The organism is Pseudomonas sp. MF08831 (genome assembly GCF_059862645.1).
Genome location: NZ_JCBCUX010000002.1, coordinates 302,050 through 324,940, shown reverse-complemented (window position 1 = coordinate 324,940; position 22,891 = coordinate 302,050). Strand labels below are relative to the sequence as shown.

Below are 22,891 nucleotides of genomic sequence, written 5' to 3'. Positions count from 1 at the left end.
CGACCGAATGCACGGTGGCCGGTGGTAATCAGGCGGTATGACAGGCAAAGTTTTGGGGAGTTTTATGAGAAAGGGATTTTTCAGGCGCAAAACCGACACCCTGCTGGGTGTCGACATCAATGACACGGGCATCAAGCTGATAGAACTGGGCCGTTCGGCCGCGGGTTACCAGGTGCAGGGCTACAGCACCCAAATGTTGCCGCCGAATGCGATGGTTGATGGCACTTTGTTGGACCTTGAAGAGGCAGGGCGAGCCTTGCACCTGGCGTTATCCCGACTACGCACGTCCGCACGGCAGGCGGCGGTTGCTGTAGCGGGCCCGTCGGTCATCACGCGGGTCATCGACATGGAGGCAGGGCTCAGTGATGAAGAGATGGTGTGGAAGATCCAGATGGAAGCCGACCAGTACATTCCTTACCCGCTGGATGAGGTGGCCATCGATTTTCAGGTGCGTGGCCCTTCGGCCCAGGATCCGGCCCGGGTCGAGGTTTTACTGGCTGCCTGCCTGAGGGAGCAAGTCGAGGCTCGCACTGCGGTTTTGGCCCTGGCGGGGCTCGTGACGCGGGTGGTGGATGTCGAAGGGTTTGCATTGGAGCGCGCTTGCAGTCAGGATTTCGCCAGCTTCACGCCGGGTCATCAAGTCGATGGCACACAATGGGCCGTGGATGCCCACGGGATGGGAATTGCTTGCGGGTTGGCCCTGAGGAGTTTCGCTTGATGACAAGAATCAACCTTTTGCCCTGGCGACAAGCCCTGGCGGACCGGCGTCGCAAATACTTTCTGATGTTTTTGCTGGCGTTTGCCTGTGCGGCCTTCGCGGCGTTATGGCTGGCGGACCAGGTGATCGACCAGGCCATCGACCGGCAGGGCGCACGCAATAACCACCTGAGCAAAGAAGTGACAGTCGTCGATTCGCGCATCAAGACCATCGGTGACTTGCAGGAGCAAAGCCAGCAACTGGCCGCGCGCATGAAAGTCGTGCAGGACCTGCATGATGCCCGCTCTTCCAGCGCCCAGATGTTTGATCAACTGGCCCGCGCGGTGCCCGAGGGTGTCCATCTGCATGAAGTGGTGGCGAACGGCGACACCATCAGCGTCAGCGGCAGTGCCGAGTCCAGCCAGGACATTGCTCAACTGATGCGCCGCCTGGAAGCCTCGCAGGGCACCCACGCCACTCGGCTGCAGCATGTGCGAGCAGAGGGCGAGCGGGGCGGTAACGAATTCCAGTTGATGGTGCGCCAGGGGGAATCCACCGAGGCTCAGCCTTGAGCCTGCCCAGGCTCGACTTTTCCACGTTCTCTCACAACGCTTCGAAATGGCCCTTGCCGGGCAAGCTTCTGCTGGGCTGTGCGCTGGCAGGCTTGGTGCTGGTGGTGGGCGATTGCGTTTATTTGAGCCCGTCACGCGAGCGTTTGCACGAGCGGGAGGCGCAGGAAGAGGTCTTACAACAGGTGCTCGCGCAGAAAGTCGATCTGGCCTCCCGGCTTGAGGGCGGTGCCCACCCGGCTCAGGTGATGCAGGAAAAAACCGGCGGGGCCTTAGGGCATTTGTCTGGCACACCTGACATGCCTGCCCTGCTGGATGAAATTGCGCGGCTGGTGGCTGCCAACGGCGTGGTGGTCGAAGGTATCACGGTGCTGGACGAGCAAACTCGGCCGTTTTACATCGAGGAGCCGGTGCAGGTCGATGTGGTTGGGGCCTACCACGACCTGGCTACCTTCGTGAGTGCGTTGGGCGGCTTGTCCCGGATCGTTACCGTGCATGACATCACGCTTCGTTCTGAAGGGTCGTTGCTGCGCCTCGGCATGTTGGTGAAGACCTACCGCAGCACGTCGCTGCGCGGCGAACCTGACTCGGTTTTCGAGTCGGGGCCAGCATTCGTCTACGACGCATTTTCCCTGCGTGACCCGTTCCAGCCGGTTGCATTGCAGGTTGATCACCTGCCCGGACGCCCGGTGCTGGCGCCCGACCTTGCCCGAGCCCGCGGCGCCCTGGAAAAGGTCGCCATCGACCAGTTCGAGATGGTCGGTACGCTGTCTCGCGGTGAGCAGAACTTTGCGCTGTTGCGTGTGGCCTCCACGGTGCACCGGCTGGCCGTTGGCGACTACCTGGGGCCGAACCACGGCAAGGTCACGGCCATTCATGACGGCTACATCGAGCTGGCAGAGCTGTTCCCCGATAAACAGGGCGCGTGGCTGGAGCGCCCGCGAACCCTCGTGTTGAAACTCAACTCATAACGGAATCAAACAATGAAATGGACTTTCTCGTCCTTCGGTGTGGCGCTATGGATAGCGTTCATGGCACCGACGGCATTCGCTGTGCCCAATCGTGTGGACCTTATCCAGCTGCCGCCGCCTGGCAGCGCGGCGCCAGGCACCTATAACGGCGCCAAACTGAACCTCAACTTCCAGAACATCGATGTGCGCGCGGTATTGCAGCAGATTGCCGATGTCGCCGGGCTCAACCTGGTTGCCAGCGATGAAGTGCAAGGCTCCATTACCTTGCGGCTCAAGGACGTGCCCTGGGACCAGGCGCTGGACCTGGTATTGCAGACCAAGGGGCTGGATAAGCGCGTGAAGGCCGGCGTTTTGCTGGTGGCACCTGCCGATGAGCTGGCGGCGCGTGAATTGCTCACGCTGGAATCGCGCAGGCAGATGGCCGAGCTGGCGCCTTTGCGCCGCGAGCTGTTGCAGGTCAACTACGCCAAGGCGGCGGACCTGGCCAAGCTGTTCCAGTCGGTGACAGGCCTTGAAGGCGCCGGCGATGAGCGCGGTTCCGTGGCAGTGGATGACCGCACCAATAACATCATTGCGTACCAGACTGGCGAGCGCCTCGAAGAGCTGCGCCGAATTGTGGCGCAACTGGACGTCCCGGTGCGCCAAGTGATGATCGAGGCGCGGATCGTCGAGGCCAATGTTGATTATGACAAAAGCCTCGGCGTGCGCTGGGGAGGGCGACTCAACCGTGCCAATTGGGGCGCTGGGGGCATCAGCAAACCCTTGGCCTCCGGTGCCGAGCCACCGCAGAACCCTGTCAGTTCGCCATTTGTCGACATGGGTGCGCTCACCGGTACATCGGGCTTGGGCATCGCCTATATCACCAACAACCTGTTGCTGGACCTTGAATTGACGGCCATGGAGAAAACCGGCAACGGCGAAATCGTCTCACAGCCCAAGGTGGTCACTTCCGACAAGGAGACGGCACGGATCCTCAAGGGCACCGAGATTCCCTATCAGGAATCCAGCTCCAGTGGCGCCACTTCAGTGTCGTTCAAGGAAGCTTCGCTATCGCTGGAAGTGACCCCGCAAATCACCCCTGATGGCTGGGTGATCATGGAGGTCAAGGTTACCAAGGATGAGCCCGACTACCTGAACAAGCTCAACGACGTGCCACCGATCAAGAAAAACGAAGTCAACGCCAAGGTGCTGGTCAAGGATGGCGAGACCATCGTCATCGGTGGCGTTTTCTCCAATACCCAGAGCAAAGTGGTAGATAAAGTGCCATTTTTAGGCGATGTGCCGTATCTTGGCCGCCTTTTCCGGCGCGATGTGATGGCGGAAAGAAAATCCGAGCTGCTGGTATTCCTGACTCCGCGTATTATGAATAACCAGGCGATTGCTGTGAGTCGTTGATTCTGTGCGAAATTTGATTCTTGTAGGACCGATGGGGGCTGGAAAAAGCACCATCGGCCGTTTGCTGGCCAAAGAGCTGCGCCTGCCATTCAAAGATTCCGACAAGGAAATTGAATTGCGCACGGGCGCCAATATCCCATGGATCTTCGATAAGGAAGGCGAACTGGGCTTTCGCGACCGCGAGCAGGCGATGATTGCCGAGCTGTGCGGTTGCGACGGCGTGGTATTGGCCACCGGCGGCGGCGCTGTGATGCGCGATGAAAACCGCCGGGCGCTGCATGCCGGTGGGCGCGTGGTCTACCTGCATGCGTCGGTCGAGCAGCAAGTGGGCCGCACCGCCCGCGACCGGAATCGCCCGTTGTTACGCACTGCCGACCCGGCAAAAACCCTGCGGGATTTGCTGACGCTGCGCGATCCGCTGTATCGGGAAATTGCCGATCTGGTGGTGGAAACCGATGAGCGGCCGCCGCGAATGGTCGTTCTCGACATTCTCGAGCGTTTACAGCAGCTGCCACCCCGTTAAAGCCAGACCCGAAATGCGCTATTCTCGGCGGCGCGCTAACAGCCTTCGAGGTGTGGCGTAGAGCCATCAGGCAGCGTCAGATCTGAGCGTTGCCGATCGTATATCCATCTTCACGCGGGGACACATGCAGACACTTAAGGTCGATCTAGGCGAGCGCAGCTACCCAATCCATATTGGCGAAGGTTTGTTGGACCTGCCCGAGTTGCTTGCCCCGCATATTGCCGGTCGGCAAGTGGCGATCATCTCCAATGAAACGGTCGCGCCGCTGTATCTTGAGCGCCTGAGCCGCAGCCTTGCGGCGTACTCGGTGATTTCGGTGATCCTGCCTGACGGCGAGGCCCACAAGAACTGGGAAACCCTGCAACTGATCTTTGATGGCCTGCTGACTGCGCGTCATGACCGCCGGACCACCGTAGTCGCCCTGGGCGGCGGTGTGATCGGCGACATGGCCGGCTTTGCGGCGGCCTGTTACCAGCGCGGCGTGGACTTTATCCAGGTGCCAACCACCTTGTTGTCCCAGGTCGATTCGTCGGTCGGTGGCAAGACCGGCATCAACCACCCGCTGGGCAAGAACATGGTGGGTGCGTTCTATCAGCCCCAGGCCGTGCTGATCGACACCGCGACGCTGAACACCCTGCCTTCGCGCGAGCTGTCGGCGGGCCTGGCGGAAGTCATCAAGTACGGGCTGATCTGCGACGAGCCGTTCCTGACCTGGCTTGAAGAGCATATGGACGCCCTGCGCGCTCTGGATCAGGTGGCACTGACCAAGGCGATTTCACGCTCCTGCGCCGCCAAGGCGCTGGTGGTAAATGCCGACGAGCGGGAGTCCGGCGTACGCGCCACCTTGAACCTGGGTCACACCTTCGGCCATGCGATCGAAACGCACATGGGCTATGGTGTGTGGTTGCATGGGGAAGCCGTAGCGGCTGGCACAGTGATGGCGTTGGAGATGTCGCACCGCCTGGGCTGGATCAGTGCCCAGGAGCGGGATCGGGGTATTCGCCTGTTCCAGCGCGCCGGTTTGCCGGTTGTTCCTCCTCAGGAGATGACCGAGGCGGATTTCCTCGAACATATGGCAATAGACAAGAAAGTGATCGACGGTCGCCTACGACTGGTGCTGCTGCGCCACATGGGCGAAGCGGTAGTGACCGACGATTATCCGAAAGAGATTTTACAGGCCACGCTGGGAGCGGATTACCGCGCCCTGGCCCAGCTTAAAGGTTAATAAGATCCCGATGACTAGTTTGCATGCCGACGAGGCGTTCCTCGGCCATTACCAGTTAAGCCACGACCCTTTTGCTCCGCGGGTACCTGGCTTCAAATTTTTCCCTGCCCAGCGCAAGCCGGTGCTTGGCCAGTTGCACCATCTGGCGCGCTACAGCCAGCTGTTGCTGGTGGTCACCGGGCCGTTGGGCAGCGGCAAGACCCTGCTGCGCCAGGCACTGGTCGCCAGCACCAACAAACAATCGGTACAGAGCGTGGTGGTGTCGGCCCGTGGTGCCGGTGACGCGGCGGGCGTGTTGCGCCAAGTGGCCCAGGCGCTGAATGTACCCAATGCCGAGCCGAACGCGATTCTCAAGCAAGTGGTGCAACTGGGCCTGACCGGCCAGGAAGTCTACTTGCTGGTAGACGACGCCGAGCAGCTCGACGAATCCGCCCTGGAAGCGCTGCTGGCGCTGGCGGCGGGTACGCCTGAAGGCCGCCCGCACGTGTTCCTGTTTGGCGAGTCGTCGTTGATCGCCGATCTGGAGCAGATCAGCGGTGATCAGGAGCTGTTTCACGTCATCGAATTGCAGCCGTACGAAGAGGAAGAAACCCGCGAATACCTGGCCCAACGCCTTGAGGGCGCCGGGGCCGGTATCGAACTTTTCTCCGCTGCGCAGATCTCTGATATTCACGAAAGCTCCGACGGCTGGCCTGGCACCATCAACCAGGTTGCCCGGGATGCCTTGATCGAAGCCATGATTGCAAGCCGCTCTGCGGTTAAGCGTCCAAAGATGGGGTTTACTATGCCTAAGAAGCACGTATTGGCTATTTCCGCCGTTGTCGTGGTCGCTGTCGCCGCCGCCTGGTTGATCCCAGGTCGTAGCAAGGCTCCCGCCACCGCCGGCGCGCCAACCGAACAGGCGCAGTTGCCACTGGGCAAACCCACGCCAAACGTCGAATTCGCCAACTCCGGCCAACCGACCAACCTGCCGATGGTTGGCCAGCCGGTAATGCGCGGCCCACTCGCCGAAGAAGCCGGTGGCATTTCCGAAGGTGACGACGGTGTGCCGGTGGAGGGCTCCAGCGCCACGCCGCCGACCGTGACCACTACCGCGCCGCCTGCGGGCGTGCCAGCCGGTCAGCCAGCAGCTCCGGCTGCCAAGCCGACCCCTGCACCGACTGTCGCCACTGCCAAGCCAGCGCCAGCGCCGGTGACCAAGCCTGTCGCACCCGCGCCAGCCGCCAAGCCAGCGCCGGCTCCGGCTGCCAAGCCTGCTGAGAAGCCCGCCGCCACCGTCGCCAAGGCCGGCGGCACCGGCAGCAGCTGGTACACCAGCCAGCCAACCGGCAACTTCGTGGTGCAGATCCTCGGCACCAGCTCCGAAGCCAACGCTCAGGCGTTCGTGAAAGAGCAGGGCGGTGAGTACCGTTATTTCAAGAAAGTGCTCAACGGCAAGCCTCTCTACGTGATCACCTACGGCAACTTCTCCAGCCGTGCAGCAGCTGAATCCGCTATCAAGGCCTTGCCAGCGAAGGTTCAGGCTGGTAAACCTTGGCCTCGCACTGTTGCCAGCGTTCAACAAGAACTCGCAACAACTCGCTGAAGATTCGGCGGCCTTACCCAGGCCGCCTCTCCCGGCACCTCAAAAAACTACAAAAGCGTGCAGCCCTGAAGGCCGCGCGCTTTGTGGTGTCTGCGCACGTTGCGTTTGAGTCGTGGCAGTCAAGACTAAAAAAGTTTTGACTAGCACAGCATATCGTTTTAAACCTTTCATAAATGCGACATAGATTTGCGACATTTCGTCGTTAAATTTGTGAGCGTTCGTGTCGGTGTGTACAATGACCTCCCTTTTGCCCCCGCTAAGCCGGCGTACGTTCGGCGTGGAAGGTAACCGGTTGAATTGAAAAGAAATTTGCCTCGATATAAGAGGCAGCCTGGTGAGAAAGTGTCTATGAAAGCAGGTCTGTACCAACCCGATGAATTCAAGGATAACTGCGGTTTCGGCCTGATAGCCCACATGCAGGGCGAGCCCAGTCATACCCTTTTGCAAACGGCCATCGAGGCCCTGACCTGCATGACCCACCGCGGTGGGATCAACGCCGACGGCAAGACCGGTGACGGTTGCGGCTTGCTGATTCAAAAGCCCGACCAGTTCCTGCGCGCTGTCGCAAAAGAGCAATTTGCGGTCGACCTGCCCAAGCAATACGCCGTGGGCATGGTGTTTTTCAACCAGGACCCGGTGAAAGCCGAGGCCGCTCGCGAGAACATGAACCGCGAGATCCTGGCTGCCGGCCTGCAACTGGTTGGCTGGCGCAAAGTGCCAATCGACACCAGCGTGCTCGGCCGCCTGGCCCTGGAGCGCCTGCCGCAGATCGAACAAGTGTTCATCGCAGGCGAAGGCCTGAGCGACCAGGACATGGCGATCAAGCTGTTCACCTCGCGTCGTCGTTCGTCGGTGTCCAACGCCGCCGACACCGACCACTACATCTGCAGCTTTTCGCACAAAACCATCATTTATAAAGGCCTGATGATGCCGGCGGATTTGACCGCCTTCTATCCGGACCTGAGCGATGAGCGCCTGCAAACCGCAATCTGCGTGTTCCACCAGCGCTTCTCCACCAACACCCTGCCGAAATGGCCGCTGGCCCAGCCATTCCGCTTCCTCGCCCACAACGGCGAGATCAACACCATCACCGGCAACCGCAACTGGGCCGTGGCCCGTCGCACCAAGTTCGCCAACGATTTGATGGACCTCGAAGAGCTCGGCCCGCTGGTCAACCGCGTGGGTTCCGACTCCTCCAGCATGGACAACATGCTCGAGTTGATGGTCACCGGCGGCATCGACCTGTTCCGTGGCGTGCGCATGATCATTCCGCCTGCGTGGCAGAACGTCGAGACCATGGACCCGGACCTGCGTGCGTTCTACGAGTACAACTCGATGCACATGGAGCCGTGGGACGGCCCGGCCGGCGTGGTCATGACCGACGGCCGCTACGCGGTGTGCCTGCTCGACCGTAACGGTCTGCGCCCGGCGCGTTGGGTCACCACCACCAACGGTTTCATCACCCTGGCGTCGGAAATCGGCGTGTGGGACTACAAGCCTGAAGACGTGATCGCCAAAGGCCGCGTCGGCCCTGGCCAGATCCTGGCCGTGGACACCGAAACCGGGCAGATCCTCGACACCGATGCCATCGATAACCGCTTGAAGTCGCGTCACCCGTACAAGCAATGGCTGCGCAAGAATGCCCTGCGCATCCAGGCGACCATGGAAGACAACGACCACGGTTCGGCTTTCTACGATGTGGACCAGCTCAAGCAGTACATGAAGATGTACCAGGTCACGTTCGAAGAGCGCGACCAGGTGCTGCGTCCGCTCGGTGAGCAAGGCTATGAGGCTGTCGGCTCCATGGGTGACGACACGCCAATGGCCGTGCTGTCCCAGCGCGTGCGCACGCCGTACGACTACTTCCGCCAGCAGTTCGCGCAGGTGACCAACCCGCCGATCGACCCGCTGCGTGAAGCCATCGTGATGTCGCTGGAAGTGTGCCTCGGGGCCGAGCGCAACATCTTCCAGGAATCGCCTGAGCACGCCTCGCGTGTGATCCTCAGCTCGCCGGTGGTGTCTCCGGCCAAGTGGCGCTCGTTGATGACCCTGGAACGCCCAGGCTTCGACCGCCAGATCATCGACCTGAACTACGACGAGAGCCTCGGCCTTGAAGCCGCGGTGCGTAACGTCGCCGATCAGGCCGAAGAAGCCGTGCGCGCCGGCCGTACCCAGATCGTGCTGACCGACCGCCACATCGCCCCAGGCAAGCTGCCGATCCACGCCTCGCTCGCCACCGGCGCGGTGCACCACCGTCTGACCGAAAAAGGCCTGCGTTGCGACTCCAATATCCTCGTCGAAACCGCCACCGCCCGTGACCCGCACCACTTTGCGGTGTTGATCGGCTTCGGCGCCTCGGCGGTGTACCCGTTCCTGGCGTACGAAGTGCTCGGTGACCTGATCCGCACGGGTGAAGTGCTGGGCGACCTCTATGAGGTGTTCAAGAACTACCGTAAAGGCATCACCAAGGGCCTGCTGAAGATCCTGTCGAAGATGGGCATCTCCACCGTTACGTCCTACCGCGGCGCGCAACTGTTCGAGGCCATCGGCCTGTCCGAAGAAGTCTGCGAGCTTAGCTTCCGTGGCGTGCCGAGCCGCATCAAGGGCGCGCGTTTCGTCGACATCGAAGCTGAACAGAAAGCCTTGGCAGCCGAAGCCTGGAGCGCGCGCAAGCCGATCCAGCAAGGCGGCCTGCTCAAGTTCGTGCACGGTGGCGAATACCACGCCTACAACCCGGACGTGGTCAGCACCCTGCAAGCCGCTGTGCAGCAGGGCGACTACGCCAAGTTCAAGGAATACACCGCGCTGGTGGATAACCGCCCGGTGTCGATGATCCGCGACCTGTTCAAGGTGAAGACCCTGGATACGCCGCTGGCCATCAGCGAGATCGAGCCGCTGGAATCTATCCTCAAGCGTTTCGACTCTGCCGGTATTTCCCTCGGCGCCTTGTCGCCTGAGGCCCACGAAGCCCTCGCCGAAGCCATGAACCGCCTGGGTGCGCGTTCCAACTCCGGCGAAGGCGGTGAAGACCCGGCGCGCTACGGCACCATCAAGAGCTCGAAAATCAAGCAAGTGGCGACCGGTCGTTTCGGTGTGACCCCGGAATACCTGGTCAACGCCGAAGTGCTGCAGATCAAGGTCGCCCAGGGCGCCAAGCCGGGTGAAGGCGGGCAACTGCCCGGCGGCAAGGTCAACGGTCTGATCGCCAAGCTGCGTTACGCAGTGCCCGGCGTGACCCTGATTTCGCCACCGCCGCACCACGACATCTACTCGATTGAAGACTTGTCGCAGCTGATTTTCGACCTGAAACAAGTCAACCCGCAGGCGCTGGTCTCGGTGAAACTGGTCGCGGAAGCCGGCGTGGGTACCATTGCCGCCGGCGTGGCCAAGGCCTATGCCGACCTGATCACCATCTCCGGCTACGACGGCGGCACCGGCGCATCGCCGCTGACCTCCATCAAGTACGCCGGTGCGCCGTGGGAGCTGGGCCTGGCGGAAACCCACCAGACCCTGCGCGGTAACGACCTGCGTGGCAAAGTTCGGGTACAGACCGACGGCGGCCTGAAAACCGGCCTCGACGTGATCAAGGCTGCGATCCTCGGCGCCGAAAGCTTCGGCTTCGGCACTGCGCCGATGATCGCCCTGGGCTGCAAATACCTGCGCATCTGCCACCTGAACAACTGCGCCACCGGCGTCGCCACTCAGAACGAGAAGCTGCGCAAGGATCACTACATCGGCACCGTCGACATGGTGGTGAATTTCTTCACCTACGTCGCCGAAGAAACCCGTGAGTGGCTGGCCAAGCTGGGCGTGCGCTCGCTGGAAGAGCTGATCGGGCGTACCGACCTGCTCGACATCCTCGAAGGCCAGACCGCCAAGCAACAGCACCTGGACCTGACGCCGCTGCTGGGCAGCGACCACATCCCGGCAGACAAGCCACAATTCTGCCAGGTTGACCGCAACCCGCCGTTCGACAAAGGCCTGCTGGCCGAGAAGATGGTCGAAATGGCCAGCTCCTCAATCAACGACGCCAGCGGTGGCGAATTCGCGCTGGATATCTGCAACTGCGACCGTTCCATCGGCGCACGCATCTCCGGCGAAATCGCGCGCAAGCACGGCAACCAGGGCATGGCCAAGGCGCCGATCACCTTCCGCTTCAAGGGTACTGCGGGCCAGAGCTTCGGCGTGTGGAACGCCGGTGGCCTGAACATGTACCTGGAAGGCGACGCCAACGACTACGTGGGCAAAGGCATGACCGGCGGCAAGCTGGTGATCGTTCCGCCCATCGGCAGCGTCTACAAGTCGCAGGAAAGCGCGATCATCGGCAACACCTGCCTGTACGGCGCCACCGGTGGCAAGCTGTTCGCCGCCGGCACGGCCGGTGAGCGTTTCGCCGTGCGTAACTCCGGTGCCCACACCGTGGTGGAAGGCACGGGCGATCACTGCTGCGAGTACATGACCGGGGGCTTTGTCGCGGTACTGGGCAAGACGGGTTACAACTTCGGTTCGGGCATGACCGGCGGTTTCGCCTACGTGCTCGACCAGGACAACACCTTCGTCGACAAGGTCAACCACGAGTTGGTCGAGATCCAGCGGATCAGCGGCGAAGCCATGGAATCCTACCGGAACCACTTGCAGCACGTGCTGGACGAGTACGTCGAGGAGACCGGCAGCGAATGGGGTCGCAACCTCGCCGAAAACCTCGATGATTACCTGCGTCGTTTCTGGCTGGTCAAGCCCAAGGCTGCCAACCTGAAATCGTTGCTTTCCAGCATCCGTGCCAACCCGCAGTGATATGCGCCTGAAGAGTTTGATGAGGTTTTAACATGGCTGAACGTCTGAATAACGACTTCCAGTTCATCGATGTCGGGCGCAAAGATCCGAAGAAGAAACTGTTGCGTCAACGCAAGAAAGAGTTCGTGGAAATCTACGAGCCCTTCAAACCCCAGCACTCGGCCGACCAGGCCCACCGCTGCCTGGGTTGCGGTAACCCGTATTGCGAATGGAAGTGCCCGGTGCACAACTTCATTCCCAACTGGCTCAAATTGGTGGCCGAAGGCAACATCCTCGCCGCCGCCGAGCTGTCGCACCAGACCAACACCTTGCCGGAAGTGTGCGGCCGGGTGTGCCCGCAAGACCGTCTGTGCGAGGGTGCCTGCACCCTCAACGACGGCTTTGGCGCGGTGACCATCGGTTCGGTGGAGAAGTACATCACCGACACCGCGTTCGCCATGGGCTGGCGCCCGGACATGTCCAAGGTCAAGCCAACCGGCAAGCGCGTTGCGATCATCGGCGCGGGCCCGGCGGGCCTGGGCTGTGCCGACGTGCTGGTGCGTGGTGGCGTGACCCCGGTGGTGTTTGACAAGAACCCGGAAATCGGTGGCTTGCTGACCTTCGGCATCCCCGAGTTCAAGCTGGAAAAAACCGTACTGAGCAACCGTCGTGAAGTCTTCACCGGCATGGGTATCGAGTTCCGTCTCAATACCGAAATCGGCAAAGACATCACCATGGAGCAACTGCTCGCCGAATACGATGCCGTGTTCATGGGCATGGGCACCTACACCTACATGAAAGGCGGCTTTGCCGGTGAGGACCTGCCGGGCGTGTATGACGCGCTCGACTTCCTGATCGCCAACGTCAACCGCAACCTGGGCTTTGAAAAGTCGCCGGAAGATTTCGTCGACATGAAAGGCAAGAAAGTTGTGGTGCTGGGTGGTGGCGACACCGCGATGGACTGCAACCGTACCTCGATCCGCCAGGGCGCCAAGTCGGTGACCTGTGCTTATCGCCGTGACGAAGCCAACATGCCCGGCTCGCGCAAAGAGGTGAAGAACGCCAAGGAAGAAGGCGTGAAATTCCTCTACAACCGCCAGCCGATCGCCATTGTGGGCGAGGACCGTGTTGAAGGCGTGAAAGTGGTCGAGACCCGTCTCGGCGAGCCGGATGCCCGTGGCCGTCGCAGCCCTGAGCCGATCCCGGGTTCCGAAGAAATCATCCCGGCCGACGCCGTGGTCATCGCCTTTGGTTTCCGCCCAAGCCCGGCGCCGTGGTTCGAGCAGTTCGAAATCCAGACCGACAGCCAGGGCCGCGTTGTAGCCCCGGAACAAGGCCAGTACAAGCACCAGACCAGCAACCCGAAAATCTTCGCCGGTGGCGATATGGTGCGCGGCTCTGATTTGGTAGTGACGGCCATCTTCGAAGGCCGCAACGCCGCCGAAGGTATCCTGGATTACTTGCAGGTCTGACCCCTGATCCCAGGTTGAAATGGGATCAAAATGTGGGAGGGGGCTTGCTCCCGATAGCGGTGGTTCAGTTACAGATACTGAAATCGACACACTGCAATCGGGGGCAAGCCCCCTCCCACATTGGTTTTGCAGCGCTTTGATATCCGCGACAAATTGACCCGATAGACAAAAGGCACGGCTCACTCCGTGCCTTTTGCGTCGCGCTCTGAGAAAATGCCCGCACTTTTTTTGCGGATGCCGACATGACTGCCCTCAAGAACGACCGTTTCCTTCGTGCCCTGCTCAAGCAACCCGTAGACGTCACGCCCGTGTGGATGATGCGTCAAGCCGGTCGCTACCTGCCGGAATACCGCGCCAGTCGCGCCCACGCCGGCGACTTCATGAGCCTGTGCATGAACCCGGAGTTCGCCTGCGAGGTCACCATGCAGCCGCTGGACCGCTACCCACAACTGGACGCGGCCATCCTGTTCTCCGATATTTTGACCATCCCTGACGCCATGGGCCAAGGCCTGTACTTCGAAACCGGCGAAGGCCCGCGTTTCAAGAAAGTCGTCAGCACCCTGGCCGACATCGAAGCACTGCCGATCCCCGATCCGCACAAAGACCTGGGCTACGTGATGGACGCCGTGAGCACCATCCGCCGCGAGCTGAACGGCCGCGTGCCGCTGATCGGCTTCTCCGGCAGCCCGTGGACACTGGCCACCTACATGGTCGAAGGCGGCTCGTCGAAAGACTTCCGCAAGACCAAAGCCATGCTCTACGACAACCCAAAGGCCATGCACCTGCTGCTGGATAAACTGGCGCAGTCGGTTACCGCCTACCTCAACGGCCAGATCATGGCCGGCGCGCAAGCGGTACAGATTTTCGATACCTGGGGTGGCAACTTGTCGGCGGCGGCGTATCAGGAGTTCTCCCTGGCCTACATGCGCAAGATCGTCAGCGGCCTGATCCGCGAACACGAAGGCCGCAAAGTGCCGGTCATCCTGTTCACAAAAGGCGGCGGCCTGTGGCTGGAAAGCATCGCCGATGCCGGCGCCGATGCACTCGGCCTGGACTGGACCTGCGACATTGGCGAAGCTCGCCGTCGCGTTGGCAACCAAGTCGCGCTGCAAGGCAACATGGACCCGACCGTGCTCTACGCCAAGCCGGAAGCGATCTGCACCGAAGTCGGCCGCATCCTGGCCAGCTACGGCAAGGGCACGGGGCACGTGTTCAACCTCGGCCATGGCATCACCCCGGAAGTGAATCCGGAGCATGCCGGCGCGTTCTTGCGCGCGGTGCACGAGCTGTCGGCGCAGTACCACGAATAACACGCGCAACAAATGTGGGAGGGGGCTTGCCCCCGATAGCGGTGTATCAGTCACCACATTCATTGGCTGACACACTGCAATCGGGGGCAAGCCCCCTCCCACATTAAAAGCCAGAAATCCTCAGGCCTGCACATTCCCCAGCGGTGGCAACTTCGCCAGCTTCAGCGCCACCAGCAGCGCGCCAATCAACAGCGCCACGATAAACCCGCCAATCCCGTTCCACCCGGCAAAGTGCCAGAAGAACCCGCCCGCCGTCCCCGCAATGCTTGAGCCCACGTAGTAGCAGAACAGGTACAGCGACGACGCCTGCCCCTTGGCCTTGACCGCGCGCCGGCCGATCCAGCTGCTGGCCACCGAGTGCGCGCCGAAGAAGCCGAAGGTAAAGATCAGCATGCCCGGCACCACCAGCCACAGCGGGGTGAACAGGGTCAGTAACATGCCCGACAGCATCAATACGATCGTGCCCCACAACACGCGCCGCCGGCCAAGGCGGTCGGCCAGCGAGCCGATTTTCGCCGAGCTGTAGATGCCCGAAAGGTACACCAACGACAGCAGGCCGACCACGGCCTGGCTCAACGCGTAAGGCGACGCCAGCAGGCGATAGCCGATGTAGTTGAACATCGTCACGAACGCGCCCATCAGCAGGAAGGCTTCGAGAAAAAGCCAGGGCAGGCCTGCATCCTTGAAGTGCATCACGAAGCCGTCCACCAGGCTGCGCGGTTTGAGGCTGCTGGCGCGGAAGTTGCGCGATTCGGGGAGGATCTTCCAGAACACCGTGGCAGCGATCAGCGCCAGGGCGCCGATGATCAGCGTGGCGGTGTGCCAACTGACGAAGTCGATCAGCACGCCCATGATCAGGCGCCCGCTCATGCCGCCAATCGCGTTGCCGCCGATGTACAAGCCCATGGCCAGGCCGATGTGTTGCGGGTGGATCTCTTCGCTCAGGTAAGTCATCGCAACGGCGGCCAGGCCGCTCAGGGACAGGCCGACCAGCGCACGCATCAGCAGGATGCCTTCCCAGGACGGCATCAGGCCGCTGGCGATGGTGGCCAGGGCGGCGCAAAACAGCGCGGCGACCATCACCGGTTTACGCCCGAGGGTGTCGGAAATCGGTCCGGTGATCAGCAGGCCAAACGCGAGCATGGCGGTGGCGACTGACAGGATCAGGCTGCTCTGCGCCGCGTTGATGGAAAACTCGTGGGACAGCGCGGGCATCATCGGCTGCACGCAATACAGCAGGGCAAAGGTGGCAAAGCCACCGGAGAACAGCGCCAGCACGGTGCGCATGAACATCGGCGTGCCTTTTTCGATGAACTGTTCGTTGAGCTGGGCCACCACCTCATCCAGGGCGGTAGGCGGGATTTCTTGAGCGGATGAAGCGACAGCAGATTTCACGGGGACCTCGGCGAGGGAAAGCCTGCCAGGACTGGCAATGCAAAAAGAATATAGCTGGCTAATGATTCTTTCCAATATATTGTTCGACCTGTTTGATAGCTTTTACGACCTAATGAGGTTTGCATGGAATTGCGTCACCTGCGGTACTTCATCGCCGTCGCCGAAGAACTGCATTTTGGCCGCGCTGCACAGGTGCTGGGCATCTCACAGCCGCCGCTGAGCCAGCAGATCCAGGCCCTGGAACAAGAGGTGGGCGCGCGCTTGTTTGAGCGCACCAATCGTCGGGTCGAGCTCAGTGAGGCCGGGCGGTTGTTCCTGCAAGAGGCGCGACTGGTGCTGGCGCAGGTCGACAAGGCCGCGGATGTCGCTCGGCGTGCGCAGTTGGGAGAGCTGGGGGAGCTGAAGATTGGTTTCACCTCGTCCGCACCCTTCAATTCGAGCATTCCGCAGGCGATCTTTGCGTTTCGTCAGGCCTTCCCGGCGGTGCACTTGAACCTGCAGGAAATGAGCAGCACCGAAGTGGCCGAATCGTTGGTGGATCAATCGATCCAGGTCGGCCTGATGCGCCCGCTGCCGTTGCCGGATTCGCTGAGTGTCATCGAGCTGATGCGCGAACCGCTGGTTGCCGTACTCAACGCCGGCCACCCGCTGGCGGAAGGCAGCGAACGCGGTTTGCACCTGGCGCAATTGGCGCAGGAGCCGTTTGTATTCTTCCCGCGCAGCTATGGCAGCGGCCTCTACGCGCAGCTGCTGAACCTGGCCCGTGACGCAGGCTTCAGCCCGCACTTCGCCCAGGAAGCGGGGGAGGCGATGACGATTATCGGGTTGGTGGCGGCGGGCTTGGGCGTGTCGGTGCTGCCGGCGTCTTACCAGCGCATACGCATTGATGGCGTGGTGTATCGCACGCTGCTCGATCAGGAGGCGGTCACGGCGGTGTGGCTGGTGCAGCGCAAGGGCGCGCAGTCGCCGAGGGCGAAGGCGTTTGTGGAGTTGTTGACGCGCAAGGCCATGGTGTAGGCGAAGTCACATATCAGGTAACGGAACTGGCTTAGTGATTAGCCAGAAACCTGCGCAGAATCGCTCTTTTTCAAGCGAGTGATATGGATGGCACTGCTCTATCAGCCCAAGGAGGGTAGCGTGTTGATGTGTGATTTTCGAGGCTATGAGGTCCCGGAAATCATCAAGGTTCGACCCGTTATTGTGATACGCAAACACCGAACCAATAAGCTGCTGGTGACGGTCGTGCCTTTGAGTACCACCGCCCCGCAAACGCTGCTGGCGCATCATTTGCAGCTAGACAGTCATCTGCAGGGCGCGAACCCCATCTGCTGGGCGAAGTGCGACATTGTGGCGACCGTAGGCCTGGGGCGACTGGATCGAATTAAAAGCAAAGGCCGTCATGGAAAACGAACTTACACAATCGCGGAGCTCACCAATGATCAGTTTTCAGCGATAAAAGCAGCGGTGCGCAGTGCGCTGGGGTTGCGATGAAGTGGGTAAAGAACAAGCGGCGCTTTGCCACCGATTGCAGCCGAGATGTTTTCAGGCATACTGGCCGAGTTCCCGAAAGGGGCTTGTGAGACTCTGAGGATCCTGGGTAACCAGCCATCGCAGAGCCAGGCAGGAAGCGGCGATGACAAGCCAACCTGTTTGTGAAAAGGGCGCCGAAAGGCGCCCTTTGTCGTTTCTGACGGACCGCGATCCTCAGTTCTGCTTCGACGCCCCTGTCTGCTCAAACGACTGCGCCGCCGATCCGGGTGCGTTACCCACGCCATTGCTGCGCAGCGCCGCCATGATGTCGCGATCGAGCATGCTCACCCAGCGGTTGTAGTTGCGATGGATCTTGCCGTCCTTGTAGCCCAGGTCGCGGCTGTCGCGGTAGGTGATGGCGTAGCTGTTGCGGCTGTAACGGATGTCGATGGCCGCGTAGAACTGGTTGCGCACGGTGATCTCGGCCTGCACGAGTTGTGGGCTGAAACGCTGCACGGTCCACTCGCGTTTTTGCAGGGCCGTGACGATGACCTGCTTCATGGTTTCTTCGCTCACCTGAGTGCCGGCCGGCAGCTCGTGCTGGGTGTTGAGCACGGGTTTGCTGGTGCAACCGCCGGCGGTCAGCAAGGCCAGGGTGATCAGGGTGGCGCGTAGCAAGGAAGACATTCCATTTTCTCCAATCAATTAAAAAATCAGGCCCAGCGACGGAAAATCAGCGAGGTGTTGACGCCGCCAAACGCAAAGTTGTTGTTCATCACGTAATCGTGGTGCATCTCGCGAAAGCCGCCCTGCAGGTAATCCAGCTCGCCACATTGCGGGTCGACCACATCCAGGTTGAAGGTGTGTACGTACTGGTCGCGGTTCATCATTTCGATGCTGAACCACGACTCCAGCGCACCGCATGCGCCCAGGGTGTGGCCAAGAAAGCTTTTCTGCGAACTGATAGGCATGCGGCTGCCGAACAGGCTGCTGGTGGCCAATGTTTCGGCGATGTCGCCTTGGTCGGTGGCGGTACCGTGACCGTTCACGTAGCCAATGGCAGAAGGCTCAAGCCCGGCGTCTTCCAGGGCCAACTCCATCGCGCGGCGCATGGTTTTCTGCTCCGGGCGGGTGGTGTGCTGGCCGTCGGCGTTACTGCCGAAGCCGACCAGTTCGGCGTGGATGTGCGCACCACGCGCCAACGCATGTTCCAGTTCTTCGAGCACCAGCATGCCGCCGCCTTCACCAATCACCAGGCCATCACGGCCGCTGTCGTAAGGACGTGGGCTGGTCTGCGGCGCGTCGTTTTTCAGGCTGGTGGCGTAGAGCGCATCAAACACCATGGCTTCGGTGGGGCACAGCTCTTCGGCGCCGCCGGCGAGCATCAACGGCAGGCGTCCGAACTTGATCGCTTCATACGCATAACCGATGCCCTGGCTGCCGCTGGTGCAGGCGCTGGACGTCGGGATCAGCCGTCCGGTGAGGCCAAAAAAGATGCTGATATTCGCCGCCGTGGTGTGCGGCATCATGCGCACATAGGAGTTGGCATTCAGCCCCTCGGCCACCGAGTTCAGCAGCATGTTGCCGAATGCCTTGATCTCGTCGGTGCTGCCGGTGGACGAGCCACAGGCCACGCCCATGCGCCCGTCCTTGATCGACTCGTCGCCGAGCAAGCCGGCGTCCTGCAACGCCTGTTCCGCCGCCCACACCGCCAGGCGCGACACGCGGCCCATGCTGCGCAGTTGCTTGCGGGTCCAGTGGGCGGGCACCACGAAATCGTCAATCGGCCCGGCCAGGCGCGTGTTCAGTTCGGTGAAGCGGTCCCACTCGTCCATGCGCCGAATGCCGCTGCGGTTGGCGCGAAAGTTGGCGGCGATGGTGTCCCAATCGCTGCCCAGGGAGGTCATGCCGGCCATGCCGGTGACGACGACGCGTTTCATCAGCACAGGCCTCCGTTCACGGCCAGCACCTGGCGCGTGATGTAGCCGGCTTCGGCCGACATCAGGAAATTCACTGCACCGGCCACTTCTTCCGGGGTGCCCATGCGCTGCGCCGGGATCATTTTCATCAGCTCTTCGACCGGCACGTTTTCGTCCAGCATCGCGGTGTCGATCAAGCCGGGCGCTACACAATTGACGGTGATCTTGCGCTTGCCCAGCTCGATGGCCAGCGCCTTGGCCGCGCCAATCAGACCGGCCTTCGACGCGCTGTAATTGACCTGCCCACGGTTGCCGATCAGCCCCGACACCGAGGTGATGCACACAATGCGGCCGGCGGCGCGACGACGAATCATCGGCATCATCACCGGGTGCAGCACGTTGTAGAAACCGTCGAGATTGGTGCGCATCACCACGTCCCAATCGTCTTCGGACAAGGCCGGGAACGCGCCGTCACGGGTCAGGCCGGCATTGAGCACCACGCCGTAGTAGGCGCCATGCTGCTCCACGTCGGCTTCAAGGATTTGCTTGCAGCTGGCGCGATCGGCCACGTCAAACTGCAGCACCCGCGCCTTGCGGCCCAGGGCTTCAATCTCGACCTGCACCGCGTCCGCTTCCGCGCGGCCGCTGCGGCAATGCAGCACGATGTCATGCCCGGCCTGCGCCAGACGCAGGGCAATGGCGCGGCCGATGCCACGGCTGGAGCCGGTGACCAGTACGGATTCAGTCATGGCGTTTCGTCCTTCGGTTCATCTAAATAGGTGGCCGCCTGGGGCGGTCGAAATACGTTCAAGCGCGCGCTGGCCTGGATACCGTCGCCGGTGAGGTGGCATTCGAACACACCCATGCCGTTGTCGTCTTCCAGCGAGCGCAGGCCGTGGATGCGCAGCTCAGCGCCTGCCGGGAAGTGTTCCACGTTGCACTCGAACTTACGCGTGCCGAGCAGGAACCCCAGCTCCACGGCTTCGCCGTTCTGACGCGCGCGGCACCCGGCATACGCGGCGACGCTCTGGGCCATCAGCTCGATGCCGACCCAGGCCGGCAGGCTGCCGTCCGGGCGGTTGAACAGGCCGCCGGGCTTGACGGTAAGGCGTGTGTGAATCTGCTCCTCATCGAACGACAGCACCTGGTCGATCAGGATCATGTCGCCCGCGTGGGGCAGCAATTGGGCGAGTGGCCAATCAATCATGGGGCCTCTGCGATTATCAGGCTGACGTTGTTACCGCCGAAGGCAAACGAGTTGCTCATCAGGCAGCGTTTTTCCAAGGTGTCGCCGGTCTGCGCCCATTGCAGGGCGGGCAGCGCCGGGTCGGCCTGGCCGTCCCACACATGCGGCGGCACGCGGCCGTGCGTCAGGCTCAGCCAGCAGAACGCCGCTTCCAGCGCGCCAGCTGCACCGAGGGTGTGGCCGCTCATGGGTTTGGTCGACGAACAGGCCACGCCGTGGGGAAACAGGCTGGCGACGGCCAGGCTTTCCATGGCGTCGTTGTGCTGGGTCGCGGTGCCGTGCAGGTTCAAGTAACCGATCTGCTCGGGCACCAGCTTCGCGCTGGCCAAGGCCTTGCGCATCGCCTGCAATGCGCCTTTGCCGGTAGGCTCAGGCGCAGAAATATGGTGCGCGTCGCAACTGGCGCCACTGCCCAGCAGGGCAATCGGCGCAGGGTGTTGGGTCATCAGAAACAGCACGGCCGCTTCGCCGATATTGATGCCATTGCGGTTCACTGAAAACGGATTGCAGCGCTCGCTGGAGACCGCCTCCAGCGCGGTAAAACCGTTGAGCGTCAGCTTGCACAGGCTGTCGACGCCGCCGCAGATCACCGCGTCGCACACACCCAGGTCCAACAGGCGTTGGGCGCTCATCAACGCGCGGGCGCTGGAGGTGCAGGCAGTAGAAATCACATAGGCCGGGCCGCTCAGTTGCAGCCAGTCGGCGAGGAAGTTGGCGGGGGCGCTGAGTTCCTGTTGCTGGTAGTCGTAGTCGCCGGGGAACTGCTTGTCGCGCAGGTAATTGGCGATGCCACGGCTGGCCTCGTCGATGCCCGAGGTGCTGGTGCCCAGCACCACGCCGACTCGCGAGGCGCCATAGGTGTGAATGGCGTGGCGGATCTCGCCCTCGATCTGCAACGCTGCTTCCAGCAACAACTGGTTGTTGCGGCTGCTTTGCTGGTTCAGTTCGGCCGGAATAGTCACCAGCTCGCCGCGCACGCCGCCAACCGGCAATACGCGTTCCGGCACCCAGCCGCTCTTGGCGCGCATGCCCGAGCAGTCGCCGGCAAACAGGCTGCGGCTGACCTCGGCCTGGCCGCGCCCCAGGGCGCAAATCACGCCCAGCGCATTCAGATAAGCCGTCATCGAGCGGCCCCCAGCGGGGTGATGCGATAGCTCAGCGGTTGGCCCGTCATGTTCACGCTGAACACCTCTGAAGACTGATAGACGATTTGCCAATGACCCGGCAGCGTGCGCGTGAGGTCCATGGCCTGGGCGCTCGGGTAAAGCGCGCGCACGTCATCCGATGAAGTCAGGGCAAACAGCAAGGCGGCAAACAGTTCCCGCGCCGCCGGGTTGGGCGGCAGCAGACCATCGGCCTGCCACTGGCCATCGAGCAGTTTTTGCCGGGCCTGGGGAATGCCCAGTGGGTCCATCATCGACCAGCGAAGGGCCGCGCCTTCGCGCTGGATCACCAACAGCCAGTCCTGGCTCTGGCCACCCGAAAGGCGCTGCACATGCAATTGCATCGGCAAGGCCAGCGCCGGGGTTTTTGCGGGCAACGGCGGTTGGCTGGCGCAGGCGCTCAGCAGCAACAGGCAACCGATCAACAGCAGGCGGATCATGGTGCGACGCTCGCGAAAGGTTTACGCGCCACACAGTTGACCAGCGTCTCTTCGCGCTGGCCCACCGGTGGCGGGTTGCGCAGGCCCCAGCGCTCAAGCAGGCCAAAATCGCTGGAACGGCTCCACCACAGATACGGGTACGAGACATTCTGCGGGGCGAATTCAAAACCCTGCTCGCGCAGCATCTCCAGGTATTGGTCGGCGCTTTTCTGCACGTGCATCGGGTGGCGGAACAGCCAGCGAATCACCCAGGTATCGATATAGGCTTCGGTGGACTCGGCAAACAGCAGGTAGCCGCCCGGCTTGAGCACGCGGTAGAACTCCTTCAAGGCGCGATGCTGTTCGACCAGATGATGGAAGGTCTGGTGGCAGAACACGATATCGACGCTGGCGTCGGGCACCTCAAGGGTGGCGCAGTCGCTGCCGATCAGCTCGACGGCCAGGCCCTGGCGCGCGGCTTCGGCCTTGCTCAGCGCCAGGCTATGCGGGTCGGCATCCACACCGATCAGGCGCTGCGGCGCGAACACCTGCTGCAAATACTGGAACGACTTGCCCTGGCCGCAACCGGCGTCCAGCAGCACCGGCGCGACCGGCAATGGCTCGGTGAACAGACCGCGCAGGTCGTTGATCGCCACGCGCAACACGTGGTGCTGCCAAGTGTGGCTGCGCAGGAACCAGAAACCGAACCTGGTTTCTTCGACGTAGTTTTTACTCAGGTAGTTTTTTTCCAGCGCTGGA

At 61.8% G+C, this 22,891-nt stretch carries 19 protein-coding genes and 1 pseudogene; 12 read left to right on the top strand and 8 right to left on the bottom strand.

Going from position 1 to position 22,891, the window contains the following annotated elements; all coding sequences use genetic code 11:
- Positions 1 to 64: 64 nt before the first annotated feature.
- The 10 genes and pseudogenes from pilM to hemE all read left to right on the top strand — a co-directional run bounded on the left by pilM (position 65) and on the right by hemE (position 14,520).
- Entirely contained in the window at positions 65 to 718 is a 654-nt protein-coding gene (gene pilM / locus AC19YS_RS04800) for a type IV pilus assembly protein PilM (protein WP_106577763.1), read from the top strand.
- A complete protein-coding gene (locus tag AC19YS_RS04795) occupies positions 718 to 1,269 on the top strand; it encodes a PilN domain-containing protein (protein ID WP_106577526.1) in 552 nt (183 codons plus the stop codon). Before pilM ends, AC19YS_RS04795 begins: the two co-directional genes overlap by 1 nt.
- Entirely contained in the window at positions 1,266 to 2,237 is a 972-nt protein-coding gene (locus AC19YS_RS04790) for a pilus assembly protein PilP (protein WP_200623982.1), read from the top strand. Before AC19YS_RS04795 ends, AC19YS_RS04790 begins: the two co-directional genes overlap by 4 nt.
- Before the next feature lie 141 nt (positions 2,238 to 2,378).
- Positions 2,379 to 3,632: pseudogene (locus tag AC19YS_RS04785) on the top strand (type IV pilus secretin PilQ); the annotation flags it as partial.
- A gap of 4 nt (positions 3,633 to 3,636) precedes the next feature.
- Positions 3,637 to 4,155 (top strand): shikimate kinase AroK, encoded by a 519-nt coding sequence (gene aroK / locus AC19YS_RS04780; protein ID WP_017138567.1) that lies wholly within the window; start codon positions 3,637 to 3,639, stop codon positions 4,153 to 4,155.
- 124 nt (positions 4,156 to 4,279) lie between these two features.
- Complete coding sequence (aroB, locus tag AC19YS_RS04775; RefSeq protein WP_200623984.1) at positions 4,280 to 5,380, top strand: 3-dehydroquinate synthase; 1,101 nt, start codon at positions 4,280 to 4,282, stop codon at positions 5,378 to 5,380.
- Positions 5,381 to 5,390: 10 nt separating this feature from the next.
- Positions 5,391 to 6,965, top strand: coding sequence for an SPOR domain-containing protein (locus AC19YS_RS04770; RefSeq protein ID WP_200623985.1), 1,575 nt, complete (start codon positions 5,391 to 5,393; stop codon positions 6,963 to 6,965).
- A 348-nt stretch (positions 6,966 to 7,313) separates the two neighbouring features.
- Positions 7,314 to 11,759: a glutamate synthase large subunit gene (gene gltB / locus AC19YS_RS04765; protein ID WP_367242320.1), complete on the top strand. Its 4,446-nt coding sequence runs from the start codon at positions 7,314 to 7,316 to the stop codon at positions 11,757 to 11,759.
- Positions 11,760 to 11,791: 32 nt separating this feature from the next.
- Positions 11,792 to 13,210, top strand: a complete 1,419-nt coding sequence (locus tag AC19YS_RS04760; protein WP_003171228.1) for an FAD-dependent oxidoreductase — start codon at positions 11,792 to 11,794, stop codon at positions 13,208 to 13,210.
- A gap of 242 nt (positions 13,211 to 13,452) precedes the next feature.
- Positions 13,453 to 14,520: a uroporphyrinogen decarboxylase gene (gene hemE, locus AC19YS_RS04755; protein WP_500601073.1), complete on the top strand. Its 1,068-nt coding sequence runs from the start codon at positions 13,453 to 13,455 to the stop codon at positions 14,518 to 14,520.
- A 120-nt stretch (positions 14,521 to 14,640) separates the two neighbouring features.
- Here hemE and AC19YS_RS04750 read toward each other — a convergent pair whose 3' ends face one another.
- Positions 14,641 to 15,915 carry an MFS transporter gene (locus tag AC19YS_RS04750; RefSeq protein WP_119738045.1) on the bottom strand — a complete coding sequence of 425 codons (1,275 nt, stop codon included), beginning with the start codon at positions 15,913 to 15,915 and terminating at the stop codon, positions 14,641 to 14,643.
- Positions 15,916 to 16,038: 123 nt separating this feature from the next.
- Between AC19YS_RS04750 and AC19YS_RS04745 the strand changes: the two genes are divergently transcribed.
- Both AC19YS_RS04745 and AC19YS_RS04740 read left to right on the top strand, forming a co-directional pair.
- A complete protein-coding gene (locus AC19YS_RS04745; RefSeq protein WP_500601071.1) occupies positions 16,039 to 16,932 on the top strand; it encodes a LysR family transcriptional regulator in 894 nt (297 codons plus the stop codon).
- 87 nt (positions 16,933 to 17,019) lie between these two features.
- Positions 17,020 to 17,406 (top strand): type II toxin-antitoxin system PemK/MazF family toxin, encoded by a 387-nt coding sequence (locus AC19YS_RS04740; protein ID WP_500601070.1) that lies wholly within the window; start codon positions 17,020 to 17,022, stop codon positions 17,404 to 17,406.
- A gap of 213 nt (positions 17,407 to 17,619) precedes the next feature.
- Here AC19YS_RS04740 and AC19YS_RS04735 read toward each other — a convergent pair whose 3' ends face one another.
- Genes AC19YS_RS04735 through AC19YS_RS04705 form a run of 7 tightly spaced genes read right to left on the bottom strand, consistent with a single transcriptional unit; the run spans position 17,620 to position 22,884 of the window.
- Positions 17,620 to 18,072 carry a hypothetical protein gene (locus tag AC19YS_RS04735; RefSeq protein ID WP_448210046.1) on the bottom strand — a complete coding sequence of 151 codons (453 nt, stop codon included), beginning with the start codon at positions 18,070 to 18,072 and terminating at the stop codon, positions 17,620 to 17,622.
- A gap of 26 nt (positions 18,073 to 18,098) precedes the next feature.
- Entirely contained in the window at positions 18,099 to 19,325 is a 1,227-nt protein-coding gene (locus AC19YS_RS04730; protein ID WP_119738037.1) for a beta-ketoacyl-ACP synthase, read from the bottom strand.
- Positions 19,325 to 20,053 carry a 3-oxoacyl-ACP reductase FabG gene (gene fabG / locus AC19YS_RS04725; RefSeq protein ID WP_145160005.1) on the bottom strand — a complete coding sequence of 243 codons (729 nt, stop codon included), beginning with the start codon at positions 20,051 to 20,053 and terminating at the stop codon, positions 19,325 to 19,327. Before fabG ends, AC19YS_RS04730 begins: the two co-directional genes overlap by 1 nt.
- Positions 20,050 to 20,511 carry a hotdog family protein gene (locus AC19YS_RS04720; RefSeq protein WP_119738035.1) on the bottom strand — a complete coding sequence of 154 codons (462 nt, stop codon included), beginning with the start codon at positions 20,509 to 20,511 and terminating at the stop codon, positions 20,050 to 20,052. The genes fabG and AC19YS_RS04720 overlap by 4 nt, the downstream gene beginning before the upstream one ends.
- Entirely contained in the window at positions 20,508 to 21,674 is a 1,167-nt protein-coding gene (locus tag AC19YS_RS04715; protein ID WP_179678352.1) for a beta-ketoacyl-[acyl-carrier-protein] synthase family protein, read from the bottom strand. The genes AC19YS_RS04720 and AC19YS_RS04715 overlap by 4 nt, the downstream gene beginning before the upstream one ends.
- Entirely contained in the window at positions 21,671 to 22,153 is a 483-nt protein-coding gene (locus AC19YS_RS04710; protein ID WP_106577541.1) for a hypothetical protein, read from the bottom strand. Before AC19YS_RS04710 ends, AC19YS_RS04715 begins: the two co-directional genes overlap by 4 nt.
- Complete coding sequence (locus AC19YS_RS04705) at positions 22,150 to 22,884, bottom strand: class I SAM-dependent methyltransferase (protein ID WP_177413688.1); 735 nt, start codon at positions 22,882 to 22,884, stop codon at positions 22,150 to 22,152. Before AC19YS_RS04705 ends, AC19YS_RS04710 begins: the two co-directional genes overlap by 4 nt.
- Positions 22,885 to 22,891: the final 7 nt, after the last annotated feature.

Bases quoted from the DNA above. Each gene is read 5' to 3' on its own strand.
- pilM (WP_106577763.1), top strand. From the start codon at position 65: ATGAGAAAGGGATTTTTCAGGCGCAAAACCGACACCCTGCTGGGTGTC.
- AC19YS_RS04795 (WP_106577526.1), top strand. From the start codon at position 718: ATGACAAGAATCAACCTTTTGCCCTGGCGACAAGCCCTGGCGGACCGG.
- aroB (WP_200623984.1), top strand. From the start codon at position 4,280: ATGCAGACACTTAAGGTCGATCTAGGCGAGCGCAGCTACCCAATCCAT.
- AC19YS_RS04770 (WP_200623985.1), top strand. From the start codon at position 5,391: ATGACTAGTTTGCATGCCGACGAGGCGTTCCTCGGCCATTACCAGTTA.
- gltB (WP_367242320.1), top strand. From the start codon at position 7,314: ATGAAAGCAGGTCTGTACCAACCCGATGAATTCAAGGATAACTGCGGT.
- AC19YS_RS04760 (WP_003171228.1), top strand. From the start codon at position 11,792: ATGGCTGAACGTCTGAATAACGACTTCCAGTTCATCGATGTCGGGCGC.
- hemE (WP_500601073.1), top strand. From the start codon at position 13,453: ATGACTGCCCTCAAGAACGACCGTTTCCTTCGTGCCCTGCTCAAGCAA.
- AC19YS_RS04745 (WP_500601071.1), top strand. From the start codon at position 16,039: ATGGAATTGCGTCACCTGCGGTACTTCATCGCCGTCGCCGAAGAACTG.
- AC19YS_RS04740 (WP_500601070.1), top strand. From the start codon at position 17,020: ATGGCACTGCTCTATCAGCCCAAGGAGGGTAGCGTGTTGATGTGTGAT.
- AC19YS_RS04735 (WP_448210046.1), bottom strand. From the start codon at position 18,072: ATGTCTTCCTTGCTACGCGCCACCCTGATCACCCTGGCCTTGCTGACC.
- AC19YS_RS04730 (WP_119738037.1), bottom strand. From the start codon at position 19,325: ATGAAACGCGTCGTCGTCACCGGCATGGCCGGCATGACCTCCCTGGGC.
- fabG (WP_145160005.1), bottom strand. From the start codon at position 20,053: ATGACTGAATCCGTACTGGTCACCGGCTCCAGCCGTGGCATCGGCCGC.
- AC19YS_RS04720 (WP_119738035.1), bottom strand. From the start codon at position 20,511: ATGATTGATTGGCCACTCGCCCAATTGCTGCCCCACGCGGGCGACATG.
- AC19YS_RS04715 (WP_179678352.1), bottom strand. From the start codon at position 21,674: ATGACGGCTTATCTGAATGCGCTGGGCGTGATTTGCGCCCTGGGGCGC.
- AC19YS_RS04710 (WP_106577541.1), bottom strand. From the start codon at position 22,153: ATGATCCGCCTGCTGTTGATCGGTTGCCTGTTGCTGCTGAGCGCCTGC.